Origin of the sequence: Lysinibacillus sp. FN11 (assembly GCF_024628845.1) — a bacterium.
Classification (GTDB): domain Bacteria; phylum Bacillota; class Bacilli; order Bacillales_A; family Planococcaceae; genus Lysinibacillus; species Lysinibacillus capsici.
The window spans coordinates 1,886,403-1,902,797 of record NZ_CP102383.1; the positions used below are offsets into that span (position 1 = coordinate 1,886,403).

17 protein-coding genes, 1 pseudogene and 1 riboswitch are annotated in these 16,395 nt (G+C 35.7%); of the genes and pseudogenes, 15 read left to right on the forward strand and 3 right to left on the reverse strand.

Going from position 1 to position 16,395, the window contains the following annotated elements:
• Positions 1 to 113: 113 nt before the first annotated feature.
• Together NP781_RS10085 and NP781_RS10090 are read left to right on the forward strand one after the other, a co-directional pair.
• A complete protein-coding gene (locus NP781_RS10085) occupies positions 114 to 1,529 on the forward strand; it encodes a MocR-like pyridoxine biosynthesis transcription factor PdxR (protein ID WP_257522168.1) in 1,416 nt (471 codons plus the stop codon).
• Between the two features lie 70 nt (positions 1,530 to 1,599).
• Entirely contained in the window at positions 1,600 to 2,031 is a 432-nt protein-coding gene (locus NP781_RS10090) for a DUF2935 domain-containing protein (RefSeq protein ID WP_066036753.1), read from the forward strand.
• 79 nt (positions 2,032 to 2,110) lie between these two features.
• Here the strand turns inward: NP781_RS10090 and NP781_RS10095 are convergent, their stop codons facing one another.
• Positions 2,111 to 2,476: a hypothetical protein gene (locus NP781_RS10095; protein WP_004229945.1), complete on the reverse strand. Its 366-nt coding sequence runs from the start codon at positions 2,474 to 2,476 to the stop codon at positions 2,111 to 2,113.
• A gap of 348 nt (positions 2,477 to 2,824) precedes the next feature.
• Between NP781_RS10095 and NP781_RS10100 the strand changes: the two genes are divergently transcribed.
• The 5 genes and pseudogenes from NP781_RS10100 (at position 2,825) to NP781_RS10120 (ending at position 7,468) form a co-directional block, all read left to right on the forward strand.
• On the forward strand, positions 2,825 to 4,174 hold the full coding sequence (locus NP781_RS10100) for a 7TM diverse intracellular signaling domain-containing protein (RefSeq protein WP_257522169.1): 1,350 nt from the start codon (positions 2,825 to 2,827) through the stop codon (positions 4,172 to 4,174).
• Between the two features lie 128 nt (positions 4,175 to 4,302).
• Complete coding sequence (locus tag NP781_RS10105; RefSeq protein ID WP_257522170.1) at positions 4,303 to 5,871, forward strand: ATP-binding protein; 1,569 nt, start codon at positions 4,303 to 4,305, stop codon at positions 5,869 to 5,871.
• Complete coding sequence (locus NP781_RS10110) at positions 5,868 to 6,971, forward strand: response regulator (protein ID WP_257522171.1); 1,104 nt, start codon at positions 5,868 to 5,870, stop codon at positions 6,969 to 6,971. Before NP781_RS10105 ends, NP781_RS10110 begins: the two co-directional genes overlap by 4 nt.
• Positions 6,953 to 7,060, forward strand: a pseudogene (locus NP781_RS10115) (GNAT family N-acetyltransferase); the annotation flags it as partial. The gene NP781_RS10110 and the pseudogene NP781_RS10115, both read left to right, overlap by 19 nt.
• A gap of 48 nt (positions 7,061 to 7,108) precedes the next feature.
• The gene (locus NP781_RS10120) at positions 7,109 to 7,468 is read left to right on the forward strand and encodes a DinB family protein (RefSeq protein WP_257522172.1); all 360 of its coding nucleotides are present in this window, start codon (positions 7,109 to 7,111) and stop codon (positions 7,466 to 7,468) included.
• Between the two features lie 133 nt (positions 7,469 to 7,601).
• On the opposite strand, the gene NP781_RS10125 is transcribed toward NP781_RS10120, so the two are convergent.
• Complete coding sequence (locus NP781_RS10125; protein ID WP_257522173.1) at positions 7,602 to 8,249, reverse strand: DUF3888 domain-containing protein; 648 nt, start codon at positions 8,247 to 8,249, stop codon at positions 7,602 to 7,604.
• A gap of 174 nt (positions 8,250 to 8,423) precedes the next feature.
• Between NP781_RS10125 and NP781_RS10130 the strand changes: the two genes are divergently transcribed.
• On the forward strand, positions 8,424 to 8,828 hold the full coding sequence (locus tag NP781_RS10130; RefSeq protein ID WP_221681899.1) for a hypothetical protein: 405 nt from the start codon (positions 8,424 to 8,426) through the stop codon (positions 8,826 to 8,828).
• Positions 8,829 to 8,875: 47 nt separating this feature from the next.
• On the opposite strand, the gene NP781_RS10135 is transcribed toward NP781_RS10130, so the two are convergent.
• Positions 8,876 to 10,357, reverse strand: a complete 1,482-nt coding sequence (locus NP781_RS10135; RefSeq protein ID WP_257522174.1) for an Lsa family ABC-F type ribosomal protection protein — start codon at positions 10,355 to 10,357, stop codon at positions 8,876 to 8,878.
• A gap of 691 nt (positions 10,358 to 11,048) precedes the next feature.
• Here NP781_RS10135 and NP781_RS10140 point away from each other — a divergent pair.
• The 7 genes from NP781_RS10140 (at position 11,049) to nrdF (ending at position 16,383) form a co-directional block, all read left to right on the forward strand.
• Entirely contained in the window at positions 11,049 to 11,414 is a 366-nt protein-coding gene (locus NP781_RS10140) for a DUF2089 domain-containing protein (RefSeq protein ID WP_004229931.1), read from the forward strand.
• A gap of 13 nt (positions 11,415 to 11,427) precedes the next feature.
• Positions 11,428 to 11,814, forward strand: a complete 387-nt coding sequence (locus NP781_RS10145; RefSeq protein WP_257522175.1) for an SHOCT-like domain-containing protein — start codon at positions 11,428 to 11,430, stop codon at positions 11,812 to 11,814.
• A gap of 9 nt (positions 11,815 to 11,823) precedes the next feature.
• Positions 11,824 to 12,105, forward strand: a complete 282-nt coding sequence (locus tag NP781_RS10150) for a hypothetical protein (protein WP_257522176.1) — start codon at positions 11,824 to 11,826, stop codon at positions 12,103 to 12,105.
• Positions 12,106 to 12,461: 356 nt separating this feature from the next.
• Positions 12,462 to 12,640, forward strand: a riboswitch (cobalamin riboswitch).
• Between the two features lie 116 nt (positions 12,641 to 12,756).
• Positions 12,757 to 12,981: a glutaredoxin family protein gene (locus NP781_RS10155; RefSeq protein WP_004229925.1), complete on the forward strand. Its 225-nt coding sequence runs from the start codon at positions 12,757 to 12,759 to the stop codon at positions 12,979 to 12,981.
• Complete coding sequence (nrdI, locus tag NP781_RS10160; protein ID WP_048392755.1) at positions 12,978 to 13,337, forward strand: class Ib ribonucleoside-diphosphate reductase assembly flavoprotein NrdI; 360 nt, start codon at positions 12,978 to 12,980, stop codon at positions 13,335 to 13,337. The genes NP781_RS10155 and nrdI overlap by 4 nt, the downstream gene beginning before the upstream one ends.
• On the forward strand, positions 13,334 to 15,427 hold the full coding sequence (gene nrdE / locus NP781_RS10165; RefSeq protein WP_257522177.1) for a class 1b ribonucleoside-diphosphate reductase subunit alpha: 2,094 nt from the start codon (positions 13,334 to 13,336) through the stop codon (positions 15,425 to 15,427). Before nrdI ends, nrdE begins: the two co-directional genes overlap by 4 nt.
• A complete protein-coding gene (nrdF, locus tag NP781_RS10170; RefSeq protein ID WP_004229921.1) occupies positions 15,415 to 16,383 on the forward strand; it encodes a class 1b ribonucleoside-diphosphate reductase subunit beta in 969 nt (322 codons plus the stop codon). The genes nrdE and nrdF overlap by 13 nt, the downstream gene beginning before the upstream one ends.
• The last annotated feature ends 12 nt before the right edge of the window (positions 16,384 to 16,395 follow it).

A 16,395-nucleotide genomic window follows, 5' to 3' on the forward strand; every position in this document is an offset into this window, starting at 1 on the left:
ATTATGCAGGGATGTCTTTACATTTTCTACTCAACAATGTAGATTTTATTATAATCAATCACTGGCACCTCTTAAAAGTGCCAATAACGCTATTTCTAAAGGAGCCAAGAAGCATGCTCGAAATGACCCCAAACTTGAATAATCAGGAACCACTTTACCTTCAATTATATAACTATATAAAAGCAGAAATCCAAAATGGGAAGATAAGGGCTCAAAGCAAATTGCCGTCTCAGCGTAGTTTAGCTAAACATTTACAGATTAGTCGCAACACAGTAGATGCAGCATATCAGCAGCTTCTTGCAGAGGGCTATGTGATAAGTAGAGAGCGAGATGGACTATATGTGGTTGACCTTGAAAAAGGTTATTTTCAAGGAGGCCCTCACCATTTTGAACCACAACTAGCGACTCAGCAGAAACAAGACAGACCAGCGATTAAGTACGATTTTAATTATGGGGATATTAATCTAAAAGATTTTCCCTTTAAAATATGGCGTAAATTATCGATGCAGAGCCTTGATGAAGAACAGGCTCAACTCCTTTTATATGGAGATCCACAGGGAGAGCTGGAATTAAGAAATTATATGGCAAGCTATCTTTATGAATCAAGAGGGGTGCAATGTAGTGCAGAGCAAATCGTTATAGGAGCAGGCTTGCAGTTTCTTCTGGGTATCGTATGTAACCTAATTGGACGAAATGAGCTTTTTGCTATGGAAGATCCAGGTTATTATCGCGTTCGTTACCTGTTTAAAGATACTGGGATAAAGGTGAAACCAATCCCACTTGACGAGCATGGTATTCATATCAATCCGTTAAGGAAAAATAATATCAAAGCTGTTTATGTCACCCCCTCCCATCAATTTCCTCTAGGAACGGTTATGCCTATCTCAAGAAGATTAGCATTACTAGAGTGGGCAAAGGAAGAAGATGCTTATATCATCGAGGATGATTATGATGGAGAATTTCGATATGCTGGGAAACCGATTCCTGCACTACAGGGATTAGATTCGAGTGATCGCGTCATCTATATGGGCACCTTTTCAAAATCTTTGATTCCAGCCATTAAGCTAAGCTATATGATATTACCTAGAAAATTAATAGATTTATTTCATCAAAACAATTACTATGTTCAAACTGTGTCTAGACTCCATCAGCATACGTTACAGCTATTTATAGAGAGTGGGCATTGGGAGAGACACTTGAATAAAACACGAAATAGTTATAAGCGAAGATATGAGGCCTTACTAAAGTCCATTCATCAAACTTTCGGGGAAAATGGGAAAATTTATGGAGCGAGCAGTGGCTTACATATTTTACTTGAACCAAATAATAAGATGACTGAAGAGGAATTGATTGATACAGCAAAAATGGTGGGTGTTAAGGTCTACCCTACTTCTGTTTTTTATGCAAATCCCTTGGGTGTTCAGCCTGCAAAGGTATTACTTGGATTTGCTAATCTAGCGGAAGATGAGATTGACACAGGCATTAAGCTATTAAACAATGCTTGGTTTAACAGTACTACAATGACGTGAATCTCTTTCAAAGTTCTATTTCTACATTTCTTGTATATACATAGTAGAGAAAAGTGGGAGGGGGATTTTTATGCAATTTTATTATGGCCATCAAATGCCATTACGTGTATTAGATGAAGCTGAATTTTGGAAACATCAAGAAGAGGAGCATACAGTAGTAATCAGAGAGCTTGTGAAAGATTTGGAGCAGCAATATGTCGATGCGTTAAAGGAATGGGAAAAAGCTTTCGCTCAAACACATCAGCAAGTTGTGAGATATATAGAAACCGTCAATCGTTCACAGGGACAAGTTTCTCCAGCTTTGTTTCAGGATATTTTACAGCTTACTTCCTTCTGTCTGCAACAGAGTGATCAATTTATTCAATTTTGCCGAACGCTTATGCAAGAAAGTCAACCGATAAGCGCCAATCCGACAGCTAAAGTTGTATTAAATCATATCATTGTAGAATCCGAATATTTTATCGGGATTGCTCAAACCATTTTATATCAACAGAAATACTAGGTCTTAACGTCTGGAAAATGGAGTTTGGAGAAGGGACACTTGCCATACTCCATTTTCAGGTCGCTACACCCTAAAAACATTAACTATTCGGAATTTTCTCTTTATATTTAAAGGAGAGGAGGCTTAAAGAATAGTTTTTAAGTGTATCTGTGTGAACAAAGTCATTTAAAATACTTTCAATTGAATGACAATGTTGATTGATTAAATTAATTTCTTCTATATAATTTGAATCAATCAATACTTCTTTTAATGTTTTAAACACTACTTTCTGCTCGTTAAATAAATAAACCAGTTCAAACCTAGCGTTCACTATTAGAGTGGTAATCTCAGGAAAAATAATTCGATCCTTTAGTACTTCAAGAATGGAATCCACGGATTTTACTCCTTCAATAGCTTGTAAAGCTGAAAAAACACCATTTAATAACTCTTCAAAATCAACCTTCATCAAAATCCTCCATCAATCAAAATCCTTTTTGATCATAACATTTTTTCAGAAAAATTTTAATGATTAATATTTTCCTTCAATAATGTGGAAAGACTATTTAGACAATAGTAAGTTGTTGAAAAACAAATCCCTTCACATACTTGCAGAGGCTAATAAAAATCCATAATCTGCTCACAATCATTTTTTAAAAATAACAACAAATAAAACATCAAGAAAGGTATTATTATTGTTTGTTTAGATTTTGTTCAAACACAGTATGCTACTATCTCCAAAGGGGTTGATTGTAAAAACAGTGAGCAATATGATGTAAAGATACATCATAAATGATCGATCTTTGGGGGCACGGAAATGAAAAAAAATATCTTAATTATTGTCAGTATAATCATGCTTTTTGTGATTGTTTTTTTGATTGGTAATTGGCAATATTTCTCCAATAATCAGCCAAAAATTATACATAAAGGTGTAGGAAAGTTAGAGGAAGAGCAATTATTAAAGCCTGTAAAGCTAGAAGGCGAATGGGCATTTTATCCAAATGTATTAATTTCTTTGGGGGAAAATTTTGATAGCTATCAACATAAAAGACTGAATTTAAATGTACCCTTCAATTGGCAAGCATATGTAGAGCCAAATGAAGAGGGGCTTTCGGTGGGAACCTATCACGTCAGCATAGAGGTACCATCAGATGGATTTTACGGCCTATATATTCGAACGATTCGTCAAGCTAGTCGTGTATTCATTAATGGCGTTGAGGTAGGGGCTAAAGGAAATCCAAGTACCGTTTTAAGCGCGTATGCATCTGAAAATGATGATAAATATACCGTGTTTTCTCCTAGTGTCAATAAAAAACTAGACATTGTCATCCATGTTGCAAACTACAATTATCCTCAGGCTGGAATTGTTTATCCTATTGAATTTGGTACGATGAAGGCTATTCAAAAGCATTATCACTGGAAATTGGTTTTAGATATAGTAGTGAGTATAGGTCATATGATAGTTGGTGCGATCTATGTCTTTACATTTTTACAGAATCGCAAGCGTAAAGAAGAGTTATTTTTTGGTCTTTTTACTATTTCATTAGGGTTTTATATGTCGTTTATCAATCAAAAAGTGTTTTTCCTGTTATTTACTGATCTATCAACGGTCAATCAATTACGTCTGCAATTAGGAATCATTCCACTTGCATTGCTTGCTTTAACATTTTTTATAAATGCGATGTATCCACAATTACTAGAAAGAAAAATTTTATACACGCTTGCCATATTGCTTGGTATCGTGTTTGTTATGTACGGTATCTATAATCCCTTTACTAAAAATGAAAGGGCCTCCTCAGAATTTGAAATGATTATGAGAAAAATAATCTATATTAGTGTCACCGCTCCGGTTATTTTCTATAATATATGGATTCTTATAAAGGTCATGCTAAAACGTCTAGAGGCTGTGCGTTATGTGCTAATAGTTATTACAGCGATTAGTTGTTATTCCATCTTACTCATTTGTAACTTTTTATTTGGGACGCCTTTTGACTATACAGAATTTTTGTTATTTTTACTAATATTATTTGGCTTTGCCTCATTATTAAATTATCGTGCCAATCAAGCATTTTTAAAAATAGCAGCATTGTCAGAAGAATTGCTTGAACATAACCAAATGAAGAATGAATTTCTTCTGAAAACATCGCATGAACTCCGTGCCCCCTAAACGGAATATTAAATTTATCCAAATCCTTAATGGAAGGTGCTCAAGGACCATTAAAACGATCTCAACAGGAGCAAGTTATTCTAATTCACAGCGTTACACAGCGCATAGGTCATTTAGTAGAAGATTTATTGTTTTCTTCTAATCAAATGACAGGAGAATTAAGGATTAGTCTACGTAGTGTATCTCTGTCTGTTATACATGAAGTAGTGGCCGAAATTCGTAGTGTAATGCCCAAAAATAGTCAAGTAAGGGTAGCAGCAGAGATAAACTGGGATTTGCCAAAGATCTTCACGGATGAATTACGCTTTAAACAAATTTTATATAACTTGCTACATAATGCTATTAAATTTACACAAAACGGAACAATCACAGTCACTGCGCATGTTGAACAGCAGCAGATGGTCATCCAAGTAAGTGATACAGGCTGTGGAATTGCGACACAAGAGTTAGATCGTATTTTTAACGCCTTTTATCAAGGAAACAATCATCATAATAAAGAAGGGTTAGGTTTGGGACTAAGTATTACTAAAAATATTGTTGAAAAATTAAATGGTAACATTCATGTGACAAGCACTGTAGAGGAAGGTACAACATTTACATTTACAATGCCTCTCTCAACACCAGAAAACGTAAGTAATGAACAAGCTACCATTACATCGCATACCGATACAGAAATACAGCTTCGATTACCTCTTATTTATAAAGGAAGTGATAAAAAAATACTGGTGGTAGATGACAACCATGTTAATATAAAAGCTTTAACGGAAGCATTAAGTTTAAAGGGATATACAGTGATCGCCGTAGATAATGGCTTTGATGCGATCGATTATATTAAAACCAATCATGTAGATTGTATGTTAATCGACCTAATGATGAATGGGATGTCAGGTTATGAGTTATGTAAACGTGTACGTAAACAATATGATATGCTGGAACTACCCATAATTATCTTAACTACAGTTATGAAGCAATCTGACTTACTGCAAACGTTAAAAGTTGGGGCGAATGACTATCTACAAAAGCCGATTTCTACCGATGAACTTTTTATTCGTATTGAATCTTTATTGGCTGTTCGACAATCTTCAATCGATGCGATCGAAGTAGAAATGAACTATTTATATTCACAGGTCACACCACATTTTGTATATAACACCCTTAATACGATTATTGGTTTAAGTTATACAGATATGGAAAACACACGTGAAGCTCTTTATTGTTTAGCCACTTATTTCCGTGCAAAATTGAATGTTCATTACCGAAATAGCATTGTCCCCATTGATGAGGAGATGGAACTTGTAAAAGCCTATTTATCGATTGAAAAAATGCGCTTTGGAGATCGTTTACGTATTAAATATGATATTGACGAATCTATTCAATTAGGAATCCCTGCTTTGTCCATTCAACCATTAGTTGAAAACGCAGTATTCCATGGAATCTCTAAGAAAGTAGAGGGAGGGACCATTGAATTAAGCCTACAGAGAGAGGGACAATTTGTAAGAATAAAAATCTATGATAATGGTGTAGGAATTTCAGAAGAAAAAGTGCACCAATTGCTTAATGAAGAAAGTACAAGAATTGGCTTTATGAATCCATTAAAGAAATTTAAATTAATAAAAAATGCTAGTTTACGAATTTACAGCGAAGAAGGAAAGGGAACAACAATTGTCATTTTATTACCAGAGGGTGGTGGCACATGAATATAATGATCGTTGATGATGAAAAATTGGCTATTGATGTTTTAACTATTATGGTTAAACAGCTTGCCCAATTTCAGATTAACATTAAGGGGACATTTACAAATTCAACTGAAGCCCTCCATTTTCTTGAAAAAGAAATAATAGATGTAGTGTTTTTAGATATTGAAATGATTGACACACACGGTATGCAACTTGCAAAGCAGTTACTACACAAGCAACCATCCTTACAAATTATTTTTGTTACAGCTCATACACAATTTGCAGTGGAGGCTTTTGAAGTAGAGGCAACGGATTATTTATTAAAGCCTGTGCATGAAAAACGACTGATTATTGCGTTAACAAAAGCACAGAAAAAAATGGTCGTTACGGTGGCGCCGAGGGATGAGAAGAAAAACTCATTATATGCGCATACATTAGGCAGCTTTTATCTACTGGATGTTCAACATAATGTGATTAAGTGGCGTACAAGAAAAGTACGTGAACTATTTTTATATTTACTATTTCACCAAAAAAGACCTATGTTAAATGCAGTTCTTTTAGAGGAATTGTGGCCAGATTTGGACTTTGAAAAGGCAGCTAGTAATTTACATACAACTATTTATCATTTAAGAAAGATATTAAAGGACAATGGCATTCAAGATCCAATACTCTTGGTCAATAATCACTATAAATTAAATGCTGAAATTCAAACTGATTATGATGAGCTGAATCAACTATTGAAGCAGGATCAACATGATGAGAAATCCATTCAGCAGTTATTGAATTGCTATGAGGGTGATTTTTTAATAGATGAGGAGTATTTATGGGTTAATCAAATCAGGCTCCGCTTAAAGCAAGCTGTATTACATGTGCTTGAACAGTATATTGCACGTCCAAACGCTGCCCATACTTTATTAAAGTATAATTGCCTACAAAAGCTATTAGAGCTAGACGAATATAATGAACACTATATGTTTCAATTGTTAGAATTCTTAATTCAACAAAATAGGAAACAAGAATGTATAAAATTCTTTGAATCTATAGAGGCAAAATTAGCTGAAATTGATCTCCCTGTGCCAGAAAAAATTTATAGAAAATACCACGAGTATATAAATCATTAGATTATCAAGAAGTGGGGAAAATTCCTCAATATACTATTTCATCAGATGGAGAATTAGAAGCTACCGTAATTTACTATAAATTAATTTAATCCATGGTATTCAATATAACTGAAAACGTATAGAAAGGGAGCTAGTATATGAACGAAGAGCAATTATTTAAGCAAATGAAAATGTGGCGTAATTGGACTGTTGAATTTCTACGTACAATCCCTGAAAATATTGCTGATCAGATACCCGCTGGACATCATAACAATATTCGTTGGAATGCTGGTCATCTATTAGTTGGTTGGGATCATACCGTTTTTCCAGCTGTTACACAAGAAAGGCGTTTGCCCCTATCCTATCATGTAATGTTTCCAAGTGGCAGTAAACCAGATAACTGGACTGAGCAACCGCCAACAATGGATCAAATCATTATGCTCCTAGAGGAACAACCTATTCTTATTGAACAAGCGTGTGAAGGACATTTACATGAACCGCTTAAAGAACCTTTTTAGGTATGAAAACATTAGGCGACATGGTTGTCTTTCACATGAACCATGAAAATTTGCATATGGGGATTATAAAAAGTATGATGCAAACGCTCTTAAAGAATGAAGCCTAACTGATGGAATCAGTTGGCTTCATTTTCTATATATACCACGGCAACAAATCCTCCATTTTCTTACCTGGCTTACTTGTTTTATCTGTTACGATCCATGTGCCGTCTTTCTTTTGCAGTTGATAGCTTACATTTGTACCATCCGCCCTTTTAAAGAGCATATAGCCTATATTACCCTTGATAAAGGTAACAGGGTCTATGACATTTTTGTAGGGAATCTTTCGCTCAGGAAATAAAATATGGGTCACTATTTCCTCTGCAATCGTAGCAAGGGGTTTCATATCACTATTTATTTCAGCTTGATATTGCAATTGTTCGTAATGATAGGAAGTATACGATGCTAAGTCCAGCTTAAAACTCTGCTGTATATCTAACAGTGTTGCCCTATAGAATGCGTTTATTGCTTTTTCTACATCATCTGCCTCATGTATATAGCGAAGTGTGCTGACACCAGTTGGACTGACTTCAAATGTAATGATTTCCTTACTGTAGGGTGGGGAATGTGCATGCTCAAAGGTAGTAGCTTCCACGTCAACCCTAAAGCTAAACTGACTTTCTCTGACAATCTTTAAAATTTTCACATCATATAAGCCGTACTGCTTAGGATAGCCGTAGTAATGATCAATTTCCTTTTCGATAAATGGATTAAGGATTGTAATGAATGTGTCCCTGATCATCAGCTTGTTCACCTTGCGCATAAATCTTACATGGCACAATGAACATAGTGAAGATAGCCATTAAAACATAAGCAAATTTTTTCATGGAATAGTGACCTTTCTGCAGGATGATACTTTATAGAGTGCACCAATCACAGCAAATTATCGAGCATTTTTAAAGAAAGGAGTTGAACAATGGGAAAAATAATACTGCCCTTTTTATGTATGCTTTTGTTATTTCCAACAGCTACTTGGGGGTCAGAACCTGAAGGCTTAAAATGTCCAAATCCAGATGTATTGATGAAAACAACGGAGAAAGACAAAGATGAGCTTAGGCAAGCATTAGCTGACATCATTCCAAAAGTATATGGCTCAAGCCCTGATTATCAGGAGTGGCAAATTGAGGTGATAAAGCCCATGCCCATATTAACTGGCATGGAGGAGAATTACTATAAAATGGTGGTGAACTTCTGTGGAGAAAATGTGACTAATCACTCCTGGTTTGTTCGATTAAGGTTTCCAAGATTACTGCCAGCGCAAAGTGCATCACTAGGTGAGCTATATATCGTGAAAGAGACAAATACTAGATGGGTCCATTGATTTCAATATCATTAAAAAGGAAGAATCCATAAAATGGATTCTTCTCTTTACGACATCGCTACCGTTTTCGTTGCTACAGTTTGTTGAAATGCCTGATCATGCTCAACAATCACCATTGTGAGATGGGAGCTTTTTATAAGCTCTTCAATCTGCATGCGTGAATAGATATCAATAAAATTGAGTGGTTCATCCCAAATATATAAATGAGCCTTCTCACACAAGCTTTTAGCAATCAGGAGCTTTTTCTTTTGCCCACCAGAATAATGAGAGATATCCTTCTCAAATTGAATACGCTCAAAATCCATCTTGCGCAGGATTGATTTAAATAACGTCTCATCAATACCATACTCTTCAATAAATTCCGATAACAATCCCTTTAAATGGGATGTATCCTGTTGAACATAGGAAATGACTAGACCTGAAGCTAACTTTATGGAGCCTGTATGTTGGATGGGCTTACCTAGAATAAGTTTTAACATACTACTTTTTCCGCTTCCATTTTTGCCATCTAAAACAACTCGATCCCCTTGTGCCACTTTGAAGCTAATAGGCTTATTCACGATATGGTTATCGTATTGAATGGATACATCTGTTACAGCAACCATTTCTTTAGATGAACATGATAATGGCTCTACTTTCAATGACTCAGTTTTTTCCACATTTTTTAGCAGCTTTGATTTTTCCTCAATAGCTCTTTGTTGTCTGGATTCCAGATTCTTTGCTCGTTTCATCATCTTAGCTGCTTTATGCCCGACAAAGCCTTTGTCCAGCTTTGAACCTGAATTGGTTGTGCCATTTTTGGAGGCTTCCACTTGATTAGACCATCCTACCGAACGCTTTGAGGATTGTTTTAATCTGTCGATATCTTTTTGCAGTCGTTGATTGGTTACTTCTTCGTGCTCCTGCTGTCGATCAAAATTTAACTTCCAAGAAGAATAGTTTCCACTTTGAACGTCAATATTGGCTCTATTGATCGATAGAATATGGTCAACGCAGCCATCTAAAAAGCTTCTGTCATGTGAAATTAAAATAAATCCTTTTTTCCTGCGAAGATAATCTGAAACCGTCTTTCGTGCATCCGTGTCTAGATGATTGGTTGGCTCATCAATTAATAAAAATTGACCCTCTGTCAAAAACAACGCAGCAATCAGCACCTTTGTTTGCTCGCCATTGGATAATGTTTTAAAAGGACGATACATGACCTCTGCATCTACATGTAGGTAAGCTATTTCACGTAGACATTCCCAATCCTCTGCCTGAGGACAAATTTCCTCAAATATTTCGTGGGTATATTTATTTGGATTTGAAACAGGGTAGGGGAAATAAGTAAAGTCTACAGAAGAGATGATTTTTCCGCTATACTCATATTTTCCTAATAACAACTGAAAAAATGTTGTTTTACCTCGTCCGTTTCTACCGATAAATCCAAGTTTCCAATCCGTATCGATTTGAAAGTTGACATTCTCAAAAATATTGTCAAAGCTGCTTGGATAAGAAAAAGTTAAGTTTTGTACTTGTATCATGGACATGATAATTCCTCCTTTGTATTACAACAGTTTACTTTTCATACAAAGTCGGTCTATCCATCTATGTTTTATTTCTCCGTATAAGCAGATGGATATTAACGACTTATACGGAGTGTTACATGCGTCACAATAGTTTCTGAATCGCTCATATTTTTCCTCTCCTTTATGGGTAAATGAAAGGTGCAAAATCAACTATGAAAGCAAGAAAAAAATCCCTCCACTTGTGCATTGGAAGGATTAGTCTTTCACTGAATAAATACGATTTGCCATTTGTGTCATGACAAATACAATGCAAACTGATTGTTAAAAATGGATAGACTAACCCTATATTTTGTGTTTGAAATCATTCAATTCAAATGAAAATATAGTTTAGTTCTTCATTGTCCATTCATCAGTCCTCTCATAATTGTCTTTTTATAGTAACAAATTTTTTTACAGAATACAATGTAACCTTATTTTCAATTCTAAACTGTCATTATCTAACTGATGCCGCTAGCTACAAGTAGAAATAGAAAACACATACATAGAGTAAAGTTGAAATTGCTTAGGACAAGCAATACAGCAATGATTAATTAATATTTTTAATTTAATAATTAATTTTATTTATTTTATAATTAAAAAAATCAATTTTTATTATTTACATATTTAATTTCTTTGTTATATAATCAACTTAACTTAAAGGAAGGAGTTCACTATGGCTTATCAAGTAATCACAAATTGCCCTGTCTGTAGTAAAACATTAAAAATTACGAAGTTACAGTGTTCTCATTGTCACACGACCATTGAAAATGAATTTGAATTGTCGAAGCTAGCATCCTTATCACAGGATCAGCTTCATTTTGTGGAAGTATTTTTAACCTGCCGAGGAAACATTAAAGAGGTTGAAAAGGAACTGGGGGTTTCTTATCCAACAGTTCGAGGCAAGCTAAACGACATTATTTCATCCCTTGGCTATGCTCAAAAAAAGAAAAATGAAGTAGACGAGAAAAAAATTGTAAGCATGCTGGAAAATGGCGAAATCACAACAGATGAAGCGATAAAGCTCTTAAAAGACGAATAGGGAGGAACGGACCATGAAAGAGGAAATCACAAAAGTGTTAACCATGATTCAAGAGGGAAAAATTGATGCGGATAAAGGATCAGAGCTGATTCAAGTGCTACAACAGAAAGAAGAATCAGAGAACAAATTTGTGGAAAAAACAAAGTATTTAGAAAAAACATTAAAGGTTCGTGTTGTATCCACCGAAAATGATAATGTTACGGTAAACTTGCCGATTAAACTTGTCAAAGCCGTACTTATGGCAGGACACAGCATCGCTGCGAGTATTCCACAATCAGAAAAATACGTAAAAGATATCGACATCAATCTTCTTCTTGAAGCAATCGAAAATGAATTAGACGGACAAATTGTAGATATAAAATCAGCAAACGGGGATTCCGTTGCAGTCTTCATTGAGTAGAGGCGACGAATGTTGCATGTAAAAGTGAAAGCAAAAGATGTTCGCTTTACAGTCCCAGTTCCCTATACCGTGCTAACCATTGTCCTCTCCATTTTAACTTCTAAATGGATTCAGCAACAAGCCAATAAGTGGACAAAGGCATACTTCGATCGAAAGAACATAGACTTTACCTTTCCGCTCATCGACAAAGAAATGCTAAAGCCGATTATCAAGGAACTACAAAATTATAAGGGACTCGTGCTAGTCGATGTCAAAGCTCAGGATGGGACTGAGGTTAAGATTAGACTATAATCCCAAAGATAGAATGGTTAGAGCATGTTATGATAAAAGCATGCTCTTTTTTAATGAGTGTCATTTGAAACGTGTAAGAGATGATAATTATTTCAGGATTTACATATAGAAGCTACTATTTTTCAATGGTACTTAAAATAGAACATTTCTTTCAGAATTCTAGATACATTTTGATAGATAAAGATGTTCATCGTTTAAAATAGATTTTTGATTTGGGTATAAATGATTAGTGGTAATCTATTTCGAACTACATAATTAAAAATACTGAATAATCCAAAAATAAAGAAGTTTAGAATCTTGATTTACTTTTCATTTGAAGGATGGTACACTTAAAACTATTGAACAACAACTATATATTGTGTTCGTTTTACAAAGGTGCTACTATATGTAGTTTAAAAGGGAAGTTCGGTACAATTCCGACGCTGTCCCCGCAACTGTGAAGCTGACGATGATTGCAACCACTGTGCATTTGCATGGGAAGGGAATCAGAGAATGAAGCAAAGCCAGGAGACCTGCCTTTATAAAACAAATTTATCATTTCTTCGGGGATTAAGAGATGGGAACGTCAGTATTTTTGGTATGTTAACGTTTCCATTTAGCCTATCTCTCTAGAGGAGATAGGCTTTTTATTTTATGAAAAGAGGGATTTCTATGAAACTTTATACGAAAACAATTTGTCCAAAATGCCTATGGGTAAAATCTGAACTACAACGTGCAGGACTTGAAGCTGAAATTGTTAACATCGATCATGATGAACAGGCAAAGCAAACGATTATTGACGCAGGTTTTTTAAGTGTGCCTGTTTTAGAGATGAATGAAACTTTTATAGGAGATGTTCAGGAAATTGTTTCTCAAATTGAGTTGATTGCTCTATGATCGTTTACGCGAGTCGTACAGGTAATGTCCGAAATGTTGTATCCAAATTAAAGGCAGAATGTATCGAGCTCTCGGAGGAATTGCGATTGAACAAGCCCTATCTTTTAATTACCTACACAGATGGTTTAGGTGACATTCCAGCAAAGGTACAACGTTTCTTAGAAAAAAACAGGGATTTTTGTAAAGGAGTAGTTGCCAGTGGCAATAGTAATTTCGGCCATCATGTATTTGGCGCTGCTGGTGAGAAAATCGCCGCTACCTATCATGTACCCTTAGTAAGGAAATTAGATTTACGAGGTAATCAAACGGATTACGAAGCAATACAAACGTTTTATGAAACGAGGGTAATGAGATGAAAACCTATTTAAAGCTTAATAATGACGTACTGAATCGTTATAGTACAACTGGATTACTTGAGTTAGAAAAGGACCGCGAAGCTACGCGCCGCTACTTTTTAGAGTATGTTAACGTACGTTTGCGTTATTTTATAGATATTGAGGAAAAAATCCGCTATTTAGTTGATGAGGGCTACTATGAGAAAGCATTTATCGATATGTACGAGATGGAATTTATTAAGAAGCTGTACAAGAAAGCCTATGATTATAATTTCCGCTTCCCATCCTTTATGAGCGCAAGCAAATTTTATGATAGCTATGCTATGAAAAGTCGTGACGGGGAAGAGATCTTAGAAAAGTATGAGGATCGTATTGTCATTATTGCTTTGTATTTGGCGCAAGGAAACACAACTCTAGCAGAACGCTCTGTCGAAGCAATGATGGAAGCCTACCAGCCAGCGACACCAACTGCTTTAAATAGTGGTAAGAAAGCACGTGGTGAATTAGTCAGCTGCTTTAAATTATCAATGGATGACTCCATGAATAGTATTGCCGAAAATATTGGCTATTGTTTAGAGCTATCACGCCTTGGTGGTGGAGTTGGGGTCAATTTAACAGATTTACGTCCTTTAGGTGATCCAATTAAAGAAATATTAAATCGTGCAAGTGGTGTCATCCCAGTAGCGAAACTGTTAGAAAATTCTTTCAGTTATTCGAATCAGTTAGGGCAACGAAATGGCTCAGGTGTTGTCTATCTAAATATTTTCCATGCAGACATAGAAAATTTCATATCATCAAAAAAACCAAATGCTGATGATAAAATTCGCCTCGCAACCCTTTCAACAGGGATTATTATACCTAGTATTTTCTTCGAACTGATGAAACGTGATAAGGATATCGTCTTGTTTAGCCCATACGATATTTTTAAAGAATACGGTAAACGTATGTCTGAGCTTTCCATTTCAGACATGTACTACGAGCTACTTGATAACCCAAAAATTCGTAAAATTAAACGTTTAAATGCACGGAAGCTTTATACAGAGGTGAAAAAAGCACAATTTGAATCAGGCTACCCGTTTGAAATCTTTGATGATAATGTCAATAAGGTACATCCTTTAAAAAATATTGGACGTGTCAAAATGTCCAATCTATGTACAGAAATTCTGCAAGTGCAAGAGACAAGTATCATTACGGATCAGGATCAACCAAATGACTATGGATTAGATGTATCGTGTAACTTAGGTTCCATCGATATCCATGCAGCAAGTAAAGTGAATGATTTCGGCGCATTAGTCGATACAGCGATGCACCTATTAACAAATGTATCGCAAATGACGCATATTAAAAATGTACCGTCTGTTGCAAAAGCCAATCAATTAATGCATTCTGTAGGGCTTGGCTGTATGAACCTCCATGGGCATCTGGTGACGGAGGGCATCCTGTACGGCTCTAAAGAGTCTATTGATTTCATGGATCACTTTATGGAAGCGATGAACTATTATTCACTGAAATCTTCGATGGAAATGGCAAAAGAAAAAGCTGCAACCTTCTATCGATTCGAGGACAGTGATTATGCATCTGGTAGCTATTTTGACCAATATATCAATAAAGCTGAGGAAGAATTGTCACCTGTTGTATTGAAGGCACTTGGCAATATTCCAATCATTACGAACAAGATGTGGGAAACGTTAAAGCAAGATGTGATGCAATATGGGCTATTCCATTCCTATCGTTTGGCTATTGCACCAACTGGTAGTATTTCATATATTCGTAGCTGTACGGCTTCAATCGCTCCATGTACAGAGCGCGTAGAGGTTCGTGATTATGCCGATAGTAGAACCATTTATCCAATGCCTCATTTAACAAATGACAATAGTCATTTATATGTGGAGGCGTATGATGTGAATCCTTATGATTTAATTGATTTATATGCAGCTTCTCAAAAGCACGTTGACCAAGGTATTTCCATGACGCTTTATGTAACGGACAATTGGACAACCGAACAATTGGCTAAAGTATACATTTATGCGTGGGTAAAGGGCATTAAGTCTGTTTACTATGTTCGTCAACGATTACAAAGCTTAGAGGAGTGTGTAGCATGTCAAATATAATTTATGAGGCAGTCAATTGGAATAAGGCAACAAGTGAGCTTGCCCAAATATTTTGGGACCAGCAATGGAAGCAAATTTGGTTTCCAGAAGAAATTGCGGTCAGTAAAGATATTAAACAATGGAAAAGCTTTGAGCATCAGGACACATATAAAAAAGTATTTGCAGGATTAACCTTACTGGATACTGTACAAACAAATATCGGGATGAATCGTGTTGCTGCTTATACAGACGATTTACAGGAAAAGGCTGTCCTAACTGTTTTTGATGCATTCGAGGCGATACATGCCAAGTCCTATTCTTATATTTTCACAACGCTTTGTACAAACGAAGAAATCGACGAGCTATTTGAATGGGTCAAGAAAAATGAATTTCTACAGTATAAGGCCAATAAAATCGCAGACATTTATAATAGTATTGAAGAAGGCAACCCAGAGAGCTTATGGAAAGCGATGTTCTCCTCCGTTATGCTTGAATCTTTCTTGTTCTATTCTGGCTTTTTCTATCCACTCTACTTAGGAGGACAAGGCTTCCTACGAAACAGTGCCGAGATTATTTCACTCATCTTGCGGGATGAATCTATCCATGGGGTAGCAGTTGGATTTTTTGCTCAAAATCTATTCAAGCAATTTTCAAAGGAAAAGCAAGAAGAGCTACATTTATGGGGCTATGAGCTATTATTAGATTTATATCAAAATGAAATGAAGTATACAGATGATATTTATGCGGAAACAGGATTATCACCTGAAGTGCGAGCATATGTACGTTATAATGCTAATAAAGCTTTAATGAATGTCGGCTTTGAAGCCATGTTCCCAGAAGAGGAAGTCAATCCAATTGTGATGAATGGTATTCGTAATGAAGGCTCCACATATGATTTCTTTTCACAAAAGGGCGCTACGTATGCGAAGGCAAAAGTTGCGCCAATCACAGATGACACATTCAATTTTAATCGTTAAGGATGAAGAACA